The following is a 16,735-nucleotide window of genomic DNA, read 5'->3' as shown; positions in this document are numbered from 1 at the left end:
CTGAGGCGTCCGGGCCCCTGACGGCGGAAAGCACTGACCGCCGGGGCCGGCCCGGCGGTCAGGGGGTACTGCTCCTTCACTCCTTGATCAGTTCGGGAGTCTGGTGGTCGGGTGCCGGGGTCGGGTCGGAGGTCCGGGTGCCGGTGGTTGCCACCAGAAGGAGGGCGGCGCCCGTCAGGGCCACGCCGAACCAGGCGATGTTCGTGACGCCCAGGTGGTCGGCGAAGAGGCCGCCGAAGAGGGCGCCGAGCGCGATGGACGTGTTGTAGGCCATCGTGTTGAGCGACATCGCGGCCTCGAAGGTCTCCGGTGCGGCGGACAGGGTCATGTTGACCTGGGAGAGCTGCACGACGCCGAACGAGACGCCCCAGAGGATCAGGGCGACGATCGCGCCCGTCCTGCCTCCGCCGATCGCCAGCAGGAGGAGGAGCGACGTCACGAGGCCGACCGAGCCGACGATGAAGCTGCCTCGCAGGCTCTTGTTCACCGTGTAGCCGGCGATGAAGTTGCCGATCGCGCCGCCGAGGCCGAAGAGCATCAGGACGACGGTGATGAAGACGGCCGAGGCGGACGCGCGGTCCTCCAAGAACGGTCGGACGAAGGTGTAGGCGCCGAAGTGGCCGAGGACGAACAGCACCACGGCGGTGAGGACGAGCCGCAGCCGCGCGTTGTGGCGCGGCAGGCCGTAGACCTCGCAGACCGACACCGCGTTCGACGAGGGCAGCGACGGCAGGATGATGGCCACGGCCAGGAGCACCAGGACGCTGAGGCCCGACCAGATGAGGAACGTGGTCCGCCAGCTGGTGAGGTCCTCCAGGATCGTCCCCAGCGGGACGCCCACGACGGTGGCGATCGAGATGCCGGACATCACGGTCGCGGCGGCACGGCTCGCGTGCCGTTCCGGGACGAGGCGCATCGCCATGCTCACGCCGATCGCCCAGAAGACGCCGCTCGCGAAGCCCATGATGAGCCGCGTCGCCAGCACCGCCGGGTAGTTCGGCGCGACGGCCGTGATCAGGTTGCCCAGGGCGAGCACCACCAGCAGGGCGGACAGCAGGACGCGCCGGTTGACGCGCCGCGTCCACGCCACGATGAACGTCACCGCGAGGCCGGCCGAGACTCCGTAGAGGGTCACCATCAGCCCGGCGACGCCGACGGAGATGTCCAGGCTCTCGCTCAGCGGGGTGAGGAGGCCGACGGGCATCAGCTCGGTGGTGAGGAAGACGAAGAGGCTCGCCGTGATGGCGGCGACGCCCAGCCACGCGCGCGCGGGGCTCTGCTCGGTCATGGTGCTCATCCCTCCGCGTCCTCGGGGTACCAGCGCAGCTCGATGACGTTGCCGTCCGGGTCCTCGACGTAGACCGACTTCGCCGTGCCGCGGGCGCCGAACCGGTCGACCGGGCCCTTGATGACGGTGAACTCGCCGGACCCGATCAGCCGCTCCCAGTCCAGGGGTTCGATGGCGAGGCAGAAGTGGTGGACGTTCGTCCCGTCGCGCGGGCCCTCCAGCAGGTCGATGATCGTGGACTCGCCGACCCGGACGGTCGGGAAGCCCGCCTTCCCGGCCCGCCACTCGTCGACACGCTCGGGTCGCAGCCCGAGCGGCCCGGTGTAGAACTCGAGCGCCCGTTCGGCGTCCCGCACGTTGAGCACCAGGTGGTCGATCGCTTTGACGCGTACCACAGGTCCCCTCCAAAAACCTTTTAACGTTGAAATCTTCAACGCTGAAGACTGTAGGCGCGGTGATACCTTGACGTCAAACACTTCAACGTTGAGGAGTTCAGGTGACGCGTGACGCCCTCGACCTCGTCCTGGAGCAGTGGGCCCGCGCGCGCCCGGACCTGGACGCCTCCCCCATGGGCGTGCTGGGCCGGCTGTCCCGGGTGACGCGGATGGCCGAGCGGGAGCTCAAGGCGCTGTTCGCCGAGTTCGGGCTGGAGCGGGGCGAGTTCGACGTCCTCGCCACGCTGCGGCGCGCGGGCGCGCCCGGCGGCATGACGGCGGGCGCGCTGGCGCGCCACTCGATGGTGACCTCCGGAGCCGTCACCAACCGGCTCGACCGGCTCGTCGCCAAGGGCTACGTCACCCGCGACGTCGACCCCGCCAACCGGCGCACGGTCATCGTCGCGCTCACCCCCGAGGGCCGTGACCTGATCGACCGCGCCGTCACCGCCCACCTGGAGAACGAGCGGCGCATCCTCGCCGTGCTCGCCCCCCGCGAGCAGGCGGCCCTCGCCGGGCTGCTGCGCACGCTGCTGCTCGGCCTCGGCGACGCCGCCGACGACGGAGCGGCCGAGGACGGAGCGGCCGAGGACGGAGCGGCCGAGGACGGAGCGGCGGCTGAGGAGGCATGACCAGGCACATGAAAAGGGGACGGGCCCGGCGCGAACCGGGCCCGTCCCTCGCGAGCGGGTGTCAGCGGCGGTAGAGGTTCAGCTTCTCCTCGCCGATCTTCTCGCGGAGGACCGGGTCGTCCACGCCCAGGCCCTCCTTCTCGGCGCCGCACAGGACGGCGACCTTGCCGATGTGCTGGTTGGTCTGCACGGCGCGGGTCGCCTCCCCGGCCTCCTCCAGCGGGAACGACTTCGACAGCGTCGGGTGGATCATGCCGAGGCCGAACAGCCGGTTCACCTCGGCGGCCTCGTGGTAGTTGAAGCCGTGCGAGCCGATGATGCTCTTCAGCCGCATCCACAGGAACCGGTTGTCGTACTCGTGCTTGTAGCCGGTGGACGAGCCGCACGTCACGATCTTGCCGCCGCGCTTGGCGACGTAGACGGACGCGCCGAACGTCTCGCGGCCGAGGTACTCGAACACGATGCCCGGGTCCTCGCCGACGAGGCTCCGGATCGCCTCGCCGAGGACGCGGCCCGCCTTCGGGTGCCGCAGCCCCTGCTCGCCGAGGTTCAGCTCGTTGCGGTTGATGACGTGCTCGCAGCCCTGCGCCCGGACGATCTCGGCCTTCTCCTCCGACGACACGACGCCGACCGGGATGCCGCCGCCGTTCTTGACGAGCTGCGTCGCGAACGAGCCGAGCCCGCCCGTCGCACCCCAGATCAGGACGACGTCGCCCTGCTTCATCCGGGCGCCGTGCGTCCCGACCAGCATCCGGTAGGCGGTGGCGGCGCACAGCGTATTGGAGCCGGCCTCCTCCCAGGTGAGGTGCGCGGGCTTGCGGATGAGCTGGTTCGCCTTGACGATGCAGTACTCGCCGAGCGACCCGAAGTTCGTCTCGAAACCCCAGGCGAGCTGGGTCTCCGACATCATGCCGTCGTCGTAGGAGCCGTGGTCCTCCTCGTCCACGTAGGACGGGGACAGCACGACCTTGTCGCCGACGTTCCAGTGCTTCACGCCCGCGCCGGTGCGGACGACGACGCCGGAGCCGTCCGAGCCGAGGATGTGGTACGGCAGGTCGTGCCGGGCGCCGTACCAGCCCTGCCGGCCGAACTTCTCCAGGAACGCGAACGTCGGCACCGGCTCGAAGATCGCCGACCAGACGGTGTTGAAGTTGATCGCGGCGGCCATCACCGCGACCACGCACTCGTCGGGCGCCAGCTCGGGCATCTCGACCTCGCCGACGTGCATCGAGCGGCGCACGTCCTTGTCGGTCTGGCCCTCGAAGATCCCCACTTCGTCCTTGCGGGTGAACGCGGCGCGGAACCGGGTCGGCAGGTCGATCTCCTGCAGCTCCGGACCGCTCGCACCGGAGCGGACGGCGTCGAGCAGGGCATGGGACGAGCCGGACTGGGCCATGGGGTCCTCCGTGGGGGACGACGGGGTTCGGGGGGTGTGCCGGCCCTCAGCGGGCCGTGGTGGACGTGAGGACGGCGTCGCGCTCCCGCCGTCCGGCCAGCCTGCCCTCCAGGTGCGCGGCGAGAACCTCGACACCGGGCGGGTCCAGCAGGTTGAGGTGGTGCACCCCGGGGATCGTGACGATCTCCAGGTCTGAGCAGAGCCCGCCGAAACCGTTGGTCCCGTCGAGCACGTAGCGGGCATCCCGGACGGCCCAGGGGGTCTCCTCGGGCGCGTAGTACAGGATGACCCGACCGTCGTACGGCTCGGGCTTGTACGCCTCCAGGGAACGGGTGTCCTGGTGGGACGTGAGCTGGTGGGTGAGGGCCGCCGGGGGGATGTGGTCGACGAGCGGGGCCGCGCGCTCCATCACGAGCGCGAACTGCGCCTCCTCGTCCAGGCCGGACAGCTCCTCGTAGGTGAGGGTGACCCCGAGGCCGTACGTCTCGTTGATGTAGTCGGCGAAGGCGGAGAAGCGGCGGGCGAGGGTGTCGGACTCGTCGTCCACCGGCAGCGGCAGGCCCGCGTCGAACAGCGCCACGAACTCGACCTCGCGCCCGGCGGCGGTGAGCTGCCGCGCGGTCTCGTAGGCGAGGACGCCGCCGAACGACCAGCCACCGAGGCGGAACGCGCCCTCGGGCTGCGCCTCCTGGAGGTGCTGGACGTAGCGGGCGGCGCGCTCCTCGACGGACGGCGCGTCCTCGAACCGCTCCAGCCCGTACACCGGCTGGTCGTCGCCGAGCAGGTCGATGAGCTGGCGGTAGCAGGCGGTGGTGCCGCCGGCGGGATGCGCGATGAAGATCGGCCGGCGGGTGCCGGAGGTCTTGAGCGGCCGGACGGTCTGCCGCGCGGCCTCCTCGTCGGCGGCCCGGATGAACTCGGCGACGTTCTCCGCGGTCGGGACCTCGAACAGCTCGCCGCGGGTGACCTCCGCGCCGAGTTCGGCGCCGACGCGGGCGACGACCTCGTCGGCCTGGTGCTCGCGGCCGCCGAGGTCGGCGAAGAAGTCGGCGGTGACGCCGACGCGGTCGACGCCGAGGACGTCCTCGATGATGCGGACCGCGAGCCGCTCGGCGGCGTCGCGCGGCATGACGTAGCCGGACTCGGCGTTCGACACGGCGGTGGGGGCCGGGGCGCCGCCGAGGCCGAGCTCGCCCGCCGCCCACTCCTCGAACACGTTGACGCTGGCGCCCTGCAGCAGCACCGACGCCGGGACGGTCAGCCCGAGGTCGTGCTCGACGCCGCTCTTGATCCGGACGGCGACGAGCGAGTCCAGGCCGAGGTCGGTGAGCGGGACGGCCGGGTCGAGGCGCTCGGGGTCGAACCCGAGCACCGAGGCGATCCGGTACCGGACCTGCGCGGCGATCAGCGCGCGGGCTTCGGCGGGGTCGAGGTCCTTGAGCGCCTCGACGCCGGGCCAGTCGCCGGCGTCGCCGGTCCCGGTCCCGCCCGCCGCCTCGGTCAGCGCCGCGAAGTACGGCATGGTGCGGATCTCGGGGAACAGCCCGACCGCGGTCGCCGGGTCGAAGCGCAGCACGCCCGCCGCCGGGACGTCGTGGACGAGCAGCGCCTCCAGCGCCTCCGCGCCCTCCGCCGGGCTGATCGGGTCGATGACGGTGACCGAGGCGTCGGCGGCGCCGCCGACCTGCGACCAGGTGCCCCAGTTGATCGTGGTGCCGGGCAGCCCGCGGGCGCGCCGGTGCGCCATCAGCGCGTCGATCGCGGCGTTCGCGGCGGCGTAGGCGGCCTGTCCGGGCGAGCCGAGCAGCGCGGCGGCCGAGGAGTGCATGACCAGCCAGTCGAGGTCGAGGTCCCGGACGGCCTCGGCGAGCCGGCGCGCGCCCTCGACCTTCGCCGTCCACACCCTGTGGAGATCGTCCGGGCCGAGGTCGGCGATCAGCCGGTCGTCGATGGCGCCCGCGCCGTGCACGATGCCGCACAGCCGCTTGCCGCCCTCCCGGGCGACCGCGACCAGGCGCTCGGCGGTGCCGGGGGCCGCGATGTCGCCGAGCACGACGCCGACGTCCACGCCGTCCTCGCGCAGCCGGGCGATCACCTTCTCGGCGTCGGCGCCGGGGCCGCCCCGCCCGGACAGCACGATGCGCCCGGCGCCGCGCTCGGCCAGCAGCCGCGCGGTGACCAGGCCGATCCCGCCGTACCCGCCGGTGATGATGTAGGAGGCGCCGCGCCGGACGATCCGCTTGGGCTTCGCGGGCGCGGCCGGCAGCGCGGCCTGCGCGAGGCGCGCCGCGTACCGGGTGCCGCCGCGCCAGGCGACCTCGCGCTCGCCGGCGGCGGCGAGCAGCTCGGCGACGAGGTCCTGGGGGCGGTCGACGTCCACGTGGGTGGCGCGCTGGACGGTCCGCTCGAACGCCAGCACGCGGGTGATAGCGCTGATGAACCCGTGACCGGGCAGCCCCTCCGCGCCGTGCACCGGGAGGGCGTTGCGGGTCGCGACGTAGAGGCGCGGGCCGTCCGGCAGGGAGCGGCTCACCCCGACGGTGGTGAGGACCAGCTCCTCGTCGACCAGGTCGGCGGACGGGACGAGCACGACGCCCTCGACCGGTTCCTCCATGGCGGGGTGGTCGTCCGGCGGGCCCGCCGTGACCTGGTGGCGGACGACCCGCTTGCCGCGCTCCTCCAGCCCGGCGGCCGTCGCGGCGGCGAGCGCGTCGTCCCGGTCGGACAGCACCAGCCACGTGCCGCCGCCGGCCGCCCCGGCCTCACCGGCCGCCCCGGCGCCGCCGGGCAGGGGCGACTCGTCCCAGACCAGCTCGACCAGCTTGTCCTCCAGCGGCACCGGGACGTCGGGGCGCTCGACGCGGCGCAGGACGATGCCGGTCGCCTCGGCGAGCAGCTCGCCGTCCGCCGACAGGAGGACGACCGAGCCGGTCACGCCCTCCTCGTCGCGGACGACGCTCGCCCGCACGTGGCCGCCGCGGTGGGTCGGGCCGTGGACGCGGAGGCTGCCGATCGTCTCGGCCAGCCAGACGCCGCCGTCGCCGCCCGCCGCTCCGTCCGAGAGGGCCGCCTCGTCCGACAGGACCGACAGGCAGCGGTCGAAGACCTCGGGGTGCAGCCGGTAGTGGCGGCTGCCGCGCTCGGCGCCCGCGACCTCGGTCGCCGGGCCCGGTTCGGGCACCGCGGGGGCGAGGTGGTCCTCGCCGACGTCCGCGCTGGCCAGCCGCGCCCAGGTGCCCGCGGGCGTCAGCGCGTGGATCTCCACCCGCTGCTCCGCCTCGGTGAACGTCGTGGTGACGGTGGTGTGGTCGGCGAGCGCGAGCGGCCGCTCCATCCACAGGCTGTTGACGCGGACGTCCTCGGTGCCGAGCGCGGTCGCGCCGGCGGCCAGCGCCATCTCCGCGAACGCGGCGACCGGCAGCGCGCGCAGGCCGTGGACGGCTAGGCCGTCCAGCCACGGCTGCGCGGCCGTGCCGACGTCGGCGCGCCAGGCGTGCCGGTCCTCGCCGGGCAGCTCGACGTGCGCGCCGAGCAGCGGGTGCTCGTCGCTCCGGCCCGACGCGCGGGCCGACAGGTCGACCCAGTGCCGCTCGTGCCGCCACGGCGACTGCGGCACGTCGACGATCCGCCCGTCCGGCGGGACGGCGACCTTCAGGCCGTGGGCGGCGAGGGTCGCGAGCTGCGCGTGGAACGTCAGCGTGTCGTCGGTCTCCTCGCCCTTGCGGGCCCGCTTGAGCGTGTGGGTGACGAGCGCGCCCGTCCCTTCGAGGGTCTCGCCGACCGCGTGGGCGAGGATGGGGTGCGCGTTGATCTCGACGAACGTCCGGAAGCCGTCCTCGGCGGCGGCGGACACGGCGTCGGTGAGGCGCACCGCGTTCCGCAGGTTCGCGGCCCAGTGGTCGGCACCGAGCGCGGCGTCGGAGTCGAGGTGGGCGCGGGGGTCGTCGAGAGCGGTGGTGTAGAGCTTGATGCCGTCCGCGAGGGGGGTGCCGCGCTCCGCGCCGACCTCGGCGAGGAGTTCGCGCAGCTCGGGCAGCAGCGGGTCGACCTGCGGGGAGTGCCCGGCGCCCTCGGCCTGCACCATCCGGGCGAGCCGCCCCTCGGCCTCGGCGCGCTTCACGACCTCGGCGACCTGGCCGGCGTCGCCGGTCACGACGGTCTGCTTCGGGGACGAGTGGACGGCCGCGTACACCTCGGGCAGGCCGTCCGCGAGCCGCGCGACCTCCGCGGCGGACGCGCCGAGCACCGCCATCGCGCCGCCGCCGACGAGCCGGGTCAGCAGCCGGGACCGGCGGCAGATGACGCGGACGCCGTCCTCGACCGTGAGCGCCCCCGCGACGACGGCCGCCGCGACCTCGCCCATCGAGTGGCCGACGACCGCGCCCGGCGTGACGCCGTAGGACCGCCACATCCGGGCCAGGCCGAGCTGGATCGCGAACAGCACCGGCATGGCGTCGGCCGGCCCGTCCGGCTTGCGGCCCTCTTCGAGCAGCGACCACAGGTCGGGGAAGCCCTCCTCGGCGAACAGGCCGTCGAGGTCGTCGATCGCCTCGGCGAACGCGGGCTCCTCCTCCAGGAGGCGCTGCGCCATGCCCGCGCGCTGCGCGCCGTAGCCGGAGAAGACCCACACCGGGCGGCCGGGCGCGCCGATCGCGGAGCCCGTCACGACACCCGGGTGGGGACGCCCTTCGGCGAGGGCCGTCAGCCCTTCCACGAACCCGGCGCGGTCGCGGGCGGAGACGGCGGCGCGGGCCCGCCCGCGGCCGGCGCGCCGGTGCAGGGTGCGGGCGACGTCGGCGAGCTCCACGTCGTCGCGGTCCGCGAGCCACCCGGCGAGCAGGGCGGCGTGGTCGCGGACGCGGTCGTCGCTCGTGTCGGACAGCGGGAACGTCCGGACGACGGCCGGCTGGACGGCCGCCTCCTGCGGGGGAGCCTCCTCCAGGACGACGTGCGCGTTCGTCCCGCCGAAGCCGAACCCGGAGACGCCCGCCCGCGCCGGGTGGCCCCTGTCGGGCCACGGGGTCTCCTCCGCGACGACCGACAGGTGCAGCTCGTCGAACGGGATGTGCGGGTTGGGCTCCTTGTAGTGCGCGCTGGGCGGGATGACCCGGTGGTGCAGCGAGAGGACGGCCTTGATGAGCCCGGCTATGCCCGCCGCGGACTCCATGTGGCCGAGGTTCGACTTCGCGGACCCGAGCAGCAGCGGCGCGTCGCCATCGCGTCCCGCGCCGAGGACCTCGCCGACCGCCTTGGCCTCGATCGGGTCGCCGAGGAACGTGCCCGTCCCGTGCGCCTCGACGTAGTCGACCTCGCGCGTGTCGATGCCCGCGCTCGCGTACACGTCGCGCAGCAGGGCGCGCTGCGCGTCGGAGTTCGGCGCGACGAGCCCGTTCGAGCGGCCGTCGGAGTTCACGCCGGAGCCCCGCACGACGGCGAGGATTCGGTCTCCGTCGCGCTGCGCGTCCGACAGGCGCTTCAGCACCACGGCGCCGCAGCCCTCCGCGCGGACCATGCCGTCGGCGGACGCGTCGAACGCCTTGCAGTGCCCGTCCGCCGCCGTCCCGCCGGCGAGGTCGAACGTCATCGTGACGGTCGGCGACAGCAGCAGGTTCACCCCGCCCGCGAGCGCCACGTCCGCCTCGCCGCTGCGCAGCGCCTGGACGGCCAGGTGCGTGGAGACCAGCGACGACGAGCACGCCGTGTCGACGATCATGCTGGGGCCGCGCAGGTCGAGCAGGTACGACAGCCGGTTCGCGATGATGCTGAGCGCGGCGCCGGTCGCCGTGAACGGCTCCAGCGACGCCAGGTCGGACGCGGTGAACGCCGCGTACTCCGGCGCCGACACCCCGACGAACACGCCGGTGCGGCTGCCGCGCAGCGACGCCGGGCCGATGCCGGCGTGCTCGAACGCCTCCCAGGCCACCTCCAGGACGAGCCGCTGCTGCGGGTCCATGACGGCGGCCTCGCGCGGGGTGATGCCGAAGAACTGCGCGTCGAACCCGGCGAGGTCGTCGAGGAACCCGCCGAGCCGGGTGGTCTTCTCAAGCAGGTCGCCGACCTCGGGGGAGCCGTCGTCGAACGGGTCCCAGCGGCCGTCCGGCACCTCCCGGACCGCGTCGCCCCGCCCGGTCAGGAACCGCCAGTAGTCGGCGGGGCCGGTCAGGTCGCGGTCGCCGCCGGGGAAGCGGCAGCCGATGCCGACGACGGCGATCGGCTCGTCGCTCGCGCCCGTCCGGACCGGCGCCGGCTGCGGCGCGGCGGCCTCGGCGGGGGCGGCGCCGCCCGCGAGCGCGACGGAGAGCTTGTTGATCGTCGGGTGCTCCCAGACGAGGGTCGCGGGCAGCGACCGGCCGAGCATCTGCTCCAGGTCGCCGGCGATCGCCACCGCGTCCCGCGACGCCAGCCCGAACTCCTCCAGCGGGCGGTCGGGGTCGATGTCGGCGGCGGTGGTCCGGGAGCGGCGCGCGATCTGCTCGATCAGATGCCGGCGAATCGAATCCTCGCTGATCCGAGTCTCGTCCTGCGGGGTCTCCCGCGCGGCTCCGGAACGATCGTTGCTCTGCATGCGGTGGGTTCCCCCCATGAAACCGGGATCGTTCATCGAAGCGGAGGGACCACTTTGTCCCACACTGACCGGCTCACGATGCGCACCCAGACCACTTTTCTCATCGAGGTCTTGTCACGGTGATGACAAGACTCGGCAGTAACCAATGTGGCCTGATGGGATAGTTGAGATCGCCCGGAAGATGCCAGGGCCGAGTAACGGAGCGCCAACCAATAGTAACAATAGCGACGACTGCTTTTAGGGGGAAGCGGCGGATTTCCCGGCGGTCCGGGGACCCCCGCCGCACGGACTCTTGACCCGGGGCCGGTACCGATGGGCGCTGGCGGTGGTGGCCGTCAGCGCGTTCATGACCACCATGGACAACACGGTGGTCTTCACGGCGCTGCCCACGATCATGGACGACCTCGACATGTCGTCCTCGGCCAAGGACTGGGTCGCCACCGGCTACATCCTGATGTTCTCCTGCCTGATGATCACGGGCGGGCGGCTCACCGACGTCTTCGGCTGCCGGCTGACGTTCACCACCGGCATGGTCGTGTTCACCGCCGCGTCCGCCGTGTGCGGCCTGGCGCAGACGTCCGAGGTGCTGATCCTCGCCCGCATCGTGCAGGGCGCCGGGGCCGCGCTCGCGCTGCCCGCCACGCAGGTCATGGTCACCGTCGGGCGCAACGACAAGCAGCGCTCGATCGGCAACATCATCTTCATCGGCGCGGCGTCCGGCGCGACCGCGCTCGGCCCCACCATCGGCGGGATCATCGTCCAGCACTGGCACTGGGGCTGGATCTTCCTGATCAACATCGTGCCCGGCATCCTGGTGATCCTGCTCGGGCTGTTCACCCTCACCGGGCAGGGCGAGAACAAGCACGCCCGCATCGACCTGCCCGGCGTGCTGATCTCCGCGACGATGCTGTTCGCGTTCATCTACGCGCTGGAGGTCGGCAACAAGCGCGGCTGGGCCGACCCGTCGGTGCTCAGCGTCTTCGCCCTCGGCGTCATCGCGCTGGTCTGCTTCATCGTGGTGGAGAGCTGGGCCCCCGACCCGATGATCGACCTGCGGTTCTTCCGCAACCGGGTGTTCACCGGCGGGCTGCTGTCGCAGATGCTCTACGGCATCGGCTTCAACGGCATGATGTTCTACTCGCAGCCGTTCCTGCAGCGCTTCCTCGGCTTCTCACCGCCCGAGGCGGGCCTGGTCATGCTGCCGCCCGCCATCGCGATCATCCTGCTGACCCCGCTGGCGTTCCTGATGGCCGCCAAGGTCGGCCCGCGCCCGGCGATCGGCGCCGGGATGGCGCTGATGGGCCTCGGCATGGTGCTGTTCTCCATGCTCAAGGTCGGCGACGGCTACGCCGACCTGATGCCGGGGGTCATGCTCGTCGGCGTCGGCGCCGCGCTCGGCATGCCGCTGGTGATGTACGTGCTGAAGGCCGTCCCGGAGAAGCGGGCCGGGGTGGCGAGCGGCGTCATCAACGTGATCCGCGAGGCGTCCGGCGCGTTCGGCATCGCGATCGTCGGGCTGCTCGTCCAACACGTCCCCGACCCGGGCGCGAGCGCCGCCGAGCTGGAGACGTTCCGCGCCGGCACCTCCTCCGGCCTCATCCTCGGCGCCGTGCTCGTCCTCATCGGCGGCCTGATCAGCGGGATCACGCTGCCCAGCCGGCGCGGCTGGCTCGGCCCGAAGCACGGCAAGACCCCGCCCGTCATCCCCGACGACACCCCGAAGTACGACCCGACGGCCACCCCGCGCGACCCGATCCCCGCGCTGGTCGGGGCGGCGCCCGAGCCGCTCGCGACGCCGCTCGCCGAACCCGTCGCCGTCGCGACCGCCGCGCCGCCGAGCGCCCCCCTCCCGCTTCCCCTCACCTGGGAGGACGACGACCCCATGCCGGACGAGCCCGCCCCCAAGACGACCCCCGGCCCGCACTGGTGGACCGACTCCGCGTCCGAGCCCCTGGACGGCGCGCCGGGGAACGGCGACCGGCCCCCCATCCCGGCGCCCTGGCCCGCGCCGCCCGGCGACGGCCCGCCGCCCGCCGCACCACCGGCGCCGCCCGCGCCGTCCGCCGCGGCGCCCCCGCCGGTGGCGCCGCCTCCGCCCGTCGTGCCGTCCGAGCGGCCCGCCGCGGCGAACGCGTGGGAGGACTGGCCGACCGACGAGACCGCCCGTCCCACCACCCCGATACCGGCGGTCCCGCCGCAGGCCGAAGAAGCCGAGGAGGCCGAAGAGGAGGCGCTTGAGGCCGCCGGCCCCGGCGCGACGCCGGTGTGGCGGGTGCGCGGCGGCAGCCCGGCCGAGCCGGTCGCCGAGCCCCCCGAGGCCACCGGCGTTCCGGGCCCGGACGCGGCGGACGTCGAGGAGCGGCCCGCACCGCCCGAGGGCTGGTACGAGCCGTACGTCCCGGAGGAGGAGGGCCCGGCGGAGGGTCCGCGGTCCGTCCCGCGCAGCGACGCCTGGTAGGAGGCACCGTGAGCAGAATCGTGATCTTCGCCGCCGGGTCGCGCGGGGACATCCAGCCGTGCGTCGCGCTCGGCCGGGCAATGCGGGCGCGCGGCGACGAGGTGCGGCTCGTGGCGAGCGCGCGGTACGCGCCGATGGCCGTCGCGGCGGGCCTGGAACTCGCGCCGCTGACCGCCGACCCGGCCGAGATCCTGGAATCGGACGCCGGGCAGGAACTGCTCGCTGGCGGCCGGAACCCGGTGAAGTTCCTCGGCGGATTCCGGCGCATCCTCGGCCCGATGGCGGAACGGCTGCTGGCCGAGTGCACGGACGCCTGCAAGGGCGCGGACCTCATCCTCGGGCCGACTCTCGGATTCCTCCCCCGCCATATCGGCGAGCATCTCGGCGTCCCGTGGGCGCTGATCCATTTCCAGCCGAGCGAGCCGACCGGCGCGTTCCCGCATCCGTTCGTCCCGCAGGCGCGCCTGCTCGGCCCGTGGGGGCGGCGGGCGAGTTTCCGGGCCGTCGACGAGATCGCCTGGCAGCTGTCGCGGCCGTTCATCAACCCGTGGCGGGACGCCTCGCTCGGGCTGCCCCGGCTGCCGCTGCGCGGCGGCCGGCCGGACGGCCCGGTGCTCGCGTGCTTCAGCCCGGCCGTCGTGCCGAGGCCCGCCGACTGGGGTCCCGAGGTGCACCTCACCGGGTACTGGTTCCTCGACGAGCCCGGGTGGGAGCCGCCGGCGGAGCTGGCGGAGTTCCTCGCCGCCGGTCCGCCGCCCGTCTACGTCGGGTTCGGGAGCATGGTGCCGAAGGACGCCGCGATGACCGGCCTCATCGTGCGGACGGCGCTGAAGCTCGCCGGGGTGCGCGGCATCGTGCAGGGCGCCCCGGCCACGTCGGACGAGGACGTGCTCGCCGTCCGGGACGTCCCGCACGCGTGGCTGTTCCCGCGCATGGCGGCCGTCGTGCACCACGGCGGCGCCGGCACGACCGCGGCGGGGCTGCGCGCCGGCGTCCCGACCGTCGTCTGCCCGTTCTTCGGCGACCAGCCCTACTGGGGCGAGCGCGTCGCCGCACTCGGCGCGGGGCCCCGGCCGCTGCCGTTCAAGGCGATGGCGGTGCCGCGGCTCGCGGCCCGGATCCGGCGGGCCGTGCACGACCCGGACCTCGCCGACCGCGCCGCCGACCTCGGGCGCCGCATCCGCGCGGAGGACGGCATCGGCCGCGCCCGCGAGGTCATCGACGCGCTGCTGCGCTGAGCCCCGGAGTCCGCTCCAGCCTCCGCCTCAGCGGTCGTCGGCGGGGTCGCTCCAGCGCCAGCCCGACCCGTCCGGGGCGGGCTCGATCGCCCTCTTCACGCGCGGCGGGCGGGGCGGCCTCGGCTGCGGCGGACCGTCCGCCCAGGGCCGCCATGGTGCCGTGCCCGGAGCGGGCCCGGCACCGTTGGGTGCGGCCCCAGCGCCGTTGGCCGAGCGGAACACCAGGTGCGGCGGCTCCGGCTCGGCGGGCGGCTGCGGAGACGGCCGGAAGGCTTCGTGCGCGTCCACCGGCTGCGGCTGCGGCGGGGGCGCGGGCGGCGCCTCCGCCTCCGCCCAGTTCAGGGCGTACGGGAAGGGCTGCTCGTCCGGCATGCGCGGCGGCGCGGCGGTCGCGCCCGCCGGCACGGGGGCGGCGGTGTGCTCGCGCAGGTCCATGCGGGCGTGCAGCCCGGCGAGGAACGGCGGCAGCCACCAGTTCGCCGCGCCCATGAACCGCATCGTCGCCGGGACGAGCAGCGACCGGACGAGCGCCGCGTCCACCACGACCGCGACGAACATGCCGACGCCGATCAGCTTCACGACCGTGATGCCCGCCATGCTGAACGCCGCGACCACGACGAGGAACAGCAGCGCGGCGCTGGTGATGATGCCGCCGGTGTGCTGCATGCCGGACGCGACCGCGACGCGGTTGTCGTGCGTGAGGTCCCATTCCTCGCGGATGCGGCTGAGCAGGAAGACCTCGTAGTCCATCGACAGGCCGAACACGACCGCCAGGATGAGGATCATGCTGGTGGCCTCGACGCCGCCCGTCGGGGTGAAGTCCAGGACGCCCGCGAGGTGCCCGTACTGGAAGCCCCACACGATCGCGCCGAACGAGGCGCCGATCGACAGGACGTTCATCACGATCGCCTTCAGCGGCAGCACGATCGACCCGAAGAACATGAAGAGCAGGATGAACGTGGCGACCCCGACGAACAGCGCCATCTTCGGCAGCGTGCGCATCAGGCTCGACATCAGGTCCATCTGCGAGGCCGTGCTGCCGCCGACGTCGATGTGCATCGGGTAGCCGTCCTTGGACAGGCTCATCCCGCGGATGTCGGTGACGAGGTCCTGGGCACGCTGGTCCATCGGCTCGTACTTGTGCGTGACGGAGATCCGCACGCCGCCGTACTCGCCCGAGTAGCCGGTGAACTGGGCCTCGGTGACGCCGGGGAGCTTGCCGAGCTGCTGCCGGAACTCCTCCAGGTAGGGCGGGATGGGGTCGCCCTTCTTGGCGGGCTTCCAGTCGCGCGGGATGAGGTCGCCGGACACGACGACGTCGATCGGCTCGGCGGACCCGTTCGGGAACTCCCGCTTGACGGTCTCGACGACGGCGCGGGTCGGGCTGTCCTTGGGCAGGACGCGCGCGTCGACGCTCCCGAACTGGACGTTCAGGAACGGCACGAACATCACGCCGAGGATGACGAGCACCACCGCGAAGTACGGCAGCGGGTGCTTCATCACGCTGTGGCCCAGGCGGTACCAGAAGCCGCTCGCCGGGTCGCGCTGCGCGCGCTTGGCCGTGGGCCGCCGCCACGGCATCCGGCCGCCTTCGACACGCGTCCCCAGGAGCGCCAGGAGCGTCGGCAGGAGGACCGTGGCGCCGAACACGGCGACCATGACGGTGGCGATGCCGGCGAGCCCGATCGTCCGGAGGAACATCTGCGGGAAGAGCAGCAGGCCGGCGAGCGCGGCCGACACGGTGACGCCGCTGACCATGATGGTGCGGCCCGCGGTCGCCATGGTGGCGGCCAGGGCCGACTCCCGGACGGGTTTCAGGTCGGCCTTGTAGGCCCTCTTCGCGGCCTTGCGCGCGGCCCTGTCCCGCTCCCGCTTCCAGGGCTTGCCCGGTGGCAGCCCTTGCGCGGCCATGCCTCGCGCCAGTTCCTCACGGAACCGGCTGATGATGAAGAGCGAGTAGTCGATCGACAGGCCGACGCCCATCATCGTGACGACTTCGAGGGCGAACGACGTCACGTCCGCCGCGTACGTCACCACGTGCAGGACGGCCAGGCCGCCGATCGTCGAGAAGATCGCCACGACGATCGGCTGGAGCGCGGCGACGAGCGCGCCGAACAGGATCACCAGCAGGATCAGCAGCGGCAGCGCCGTGATCATCTCGGCCCGGACGATGTCGGCGACGACCTGCTGCCCGAACTCCTCGCCGAGCGGGATGCTGCCGCCGAGCTCGACGCGCAGGCCGGGCGCCTTCTCCAGCCGGTCCTCGACCGCGTGGTAGTTCTCGGCCTTCTCCGCCCCCGTGCTGCCGCGGATCTTCACCGCGACGAACGTCGAGCGCCGGTCGTGGGAGGCGAACGACTTCGCCGCCTCGCCGTCGAACGACCAGTAGGAGATGATCTCCTCGACGTTCGCCTTCGGCAGCCGCGCCACCGTGCCGATGACGGCCGCCTCGTAGCGCGGGTCGTCCACCGTCATCGTGTCGCTGGAGTAGAGGACGAGGACGTCGGGGTTGGTGCTGCCGAAGTAGGTCGCGCCGAGCTTGGCGACGAGCGTCGAGGACGCGTCCGGGTCCTCGAAGCCGCCCTCCTTGAACTTGGCGAACACGCCGAGGCCCCAGGCGCCGGCGACCGCGGTCGTCACCAGGATCAGCACGAGGCTGGTCCACCGCCGCCGGTGGATGAGACGCCCCAGCCCCGAAAGCATGATCCTCCTGTGTCACGGCGG

At 73.4% G+C, this 16,735-nt stretch carries 8 protein-coding genes; 3 read left to right on the top strand and 5 right to left on the bottom strand.

Translation table 11 applies throughout. From position 1 onward, the window contains the following. Positions 1–76: 76 nt before the first annotated feature. Together CHF16_RS23940 and CHF16_RS23935 are read right to left on the bottom strand one after the other, a co-directional pair. Complete coding sequence (locus tag CHF16_RS23940; RefSeq protein WP_089328358.1) at positions 77–1,297, bottom strand: MFS transporter; 1,221 nt, start codon at positions 1,295–1,297, stop codon at positions 77–79. Next, a complete protein-coding gene (locus tag CHF16_RS23935) occupies positions 1,294–1,683 on the bottom strand; it encodes a VOC family protein (RefSeq protein WP_089328357.1) in 390 nt (129 codons plus the stop codon). The genes CHF16_RS23940 and CHF16_RS23935 overlap by 4 nt, the downstream gene beginning before the upstream one ends. A gap of 101 nt (positions 1,684–1,784) precedes the next feature. On the opposite strand from CHF16_RS23935, the gene CHF16_RS23930 reads away from it, so the two are divergent. Continuing rightward, positions 1,785–2,354: a MarR family winged helix-turn-helix transcriptional regulator gene (locus CHF16_RS23930; RefSeq protein WP_245869100.1), complete on the top strand. Its 570-nt coding sequence runs from the start codon at positions 1,785–1,787 to the stop codon at positions 2,352–2,354. Positions 2,355–2,415: 61 nt separating this feature from the next. Here CHF16_RS23930 and ccrA read toward each other — a convergent pair whose 3' ends face one another. Continuing rightward, positions 2,416–3,750 (bottom strand): crotonyl-CoA carboxylase/reductase, encoded by a 1,335-nt coding sequence (ccrA, locus tag CHF16_RS23925; protein WP_089328356.1) that lies wholly within the window; start codon positions 3,748–3,750, stop codon positions 2,416–2,418. Positions 3,751–3,796: 46 nt separating this feature from the next. Continuing rightward, on the bottom strand, positions 3,797–10,315 hold the full coding sequence (locus CHF16_RS23920; RefSeq protein WP_089328355.1) for a type I polyketide synthase: 6,519 nt from the start codon (positions 10,313–10,315) through the stop codon (positions 3,797–3,799). A 292-nt stretch (positions 10,316–10,607) separates the two neighbouring features. Between CHF16_RS23920 and CHF16_RS23915 the strand changes: the two genes are divergently transcribed. Both CHF16_RS23915 and CHF16_RS23910 read left to right on the top strand, forming a co-directional pair. Beyond that, positions 10,608–12,773, top strand: a complete 2,166-nt coding sequence (locus CHF16_RS23915; protein ID WP_089328354.1) for an MFS transporter — start codon at positions 10,608–10,610, stop codon at positions 12,771–12,773. A gap of 8 nt (positions 12,774–12,781) precedes the next feature. Beyond that, the gene (locus tag CHF16_RS23910; RefSeq protein ID WP_179271673.1) at positions 12,782–14,011 is read left to right on the top strand and encodes a glycosyltransferase; all 1,230 of its coding nucleotides are present in this window, start codon (positions 12,782–12,784) and stop codon (positions 14,009–14,011) included. A 27-nt stretch (positions 14,012–14,038) separates the two neighbouring features. Here the strand turns inward: CHF16_RS23910 and CHF16_RS23905 are convergent, their stop codons facing one another. After that, a complete protein-coding gene (locus CHF16_RS23905; RefSeq protein ID WP_089328352.1) occupies positions 14,039–16,714 on the bottom strand; it encodes an MMPL family transporter in 2,676 nt (891 codons plus the stop codon). Positions 16,715–16,735 lie beyond the last annotated feature (21 nt).

This window comes from Actinomadura meyerae (assembly GCF_900188445.1).
GTDB classification, from domain to species: Bacteria; Actinomycetota; Actinomycetes; order Streptosporangiales; family Streptosporangiaceae; genus Spirillospora; species Spirillospora meyerae.
This window is presented reverse-complemented; position numbering and strand designations above follow the sequence as displayed.

Bases quoted from the DNA above. Each gene is read 5' to 3' on its own strand.
- ccrA (WP_089328356.1), bottom strand. From the start codon at position 3,750: ATGGCCCAGTCCGGCTCGTCCCATGCCCTGCTCGACGCCGTCCGCTCC.
- CHF16_RS23905 (WP_089328352.1), bottom strand. From the start codon at position 16,714: ATGCTTTCGGGGCTGGGGCGTCTCATCCACCGGCGGCGGTGGACCAGC.
- CHF16_RS23920 (WP_089328355.1), bottom strand. From the start codon at position 10,315: ATGCAGAGCAACGATCGTTCCGGAGCCGCGCGGGAGACCCCGCAGGAC.
- CHF16_RS23940 (WP_089328358.1), bottom strand. From the start codon at position 1,297: ATGAGCACCATGACCGAGCAGAGCCCCGCGCGCGCGTGGCTGGGCGTC.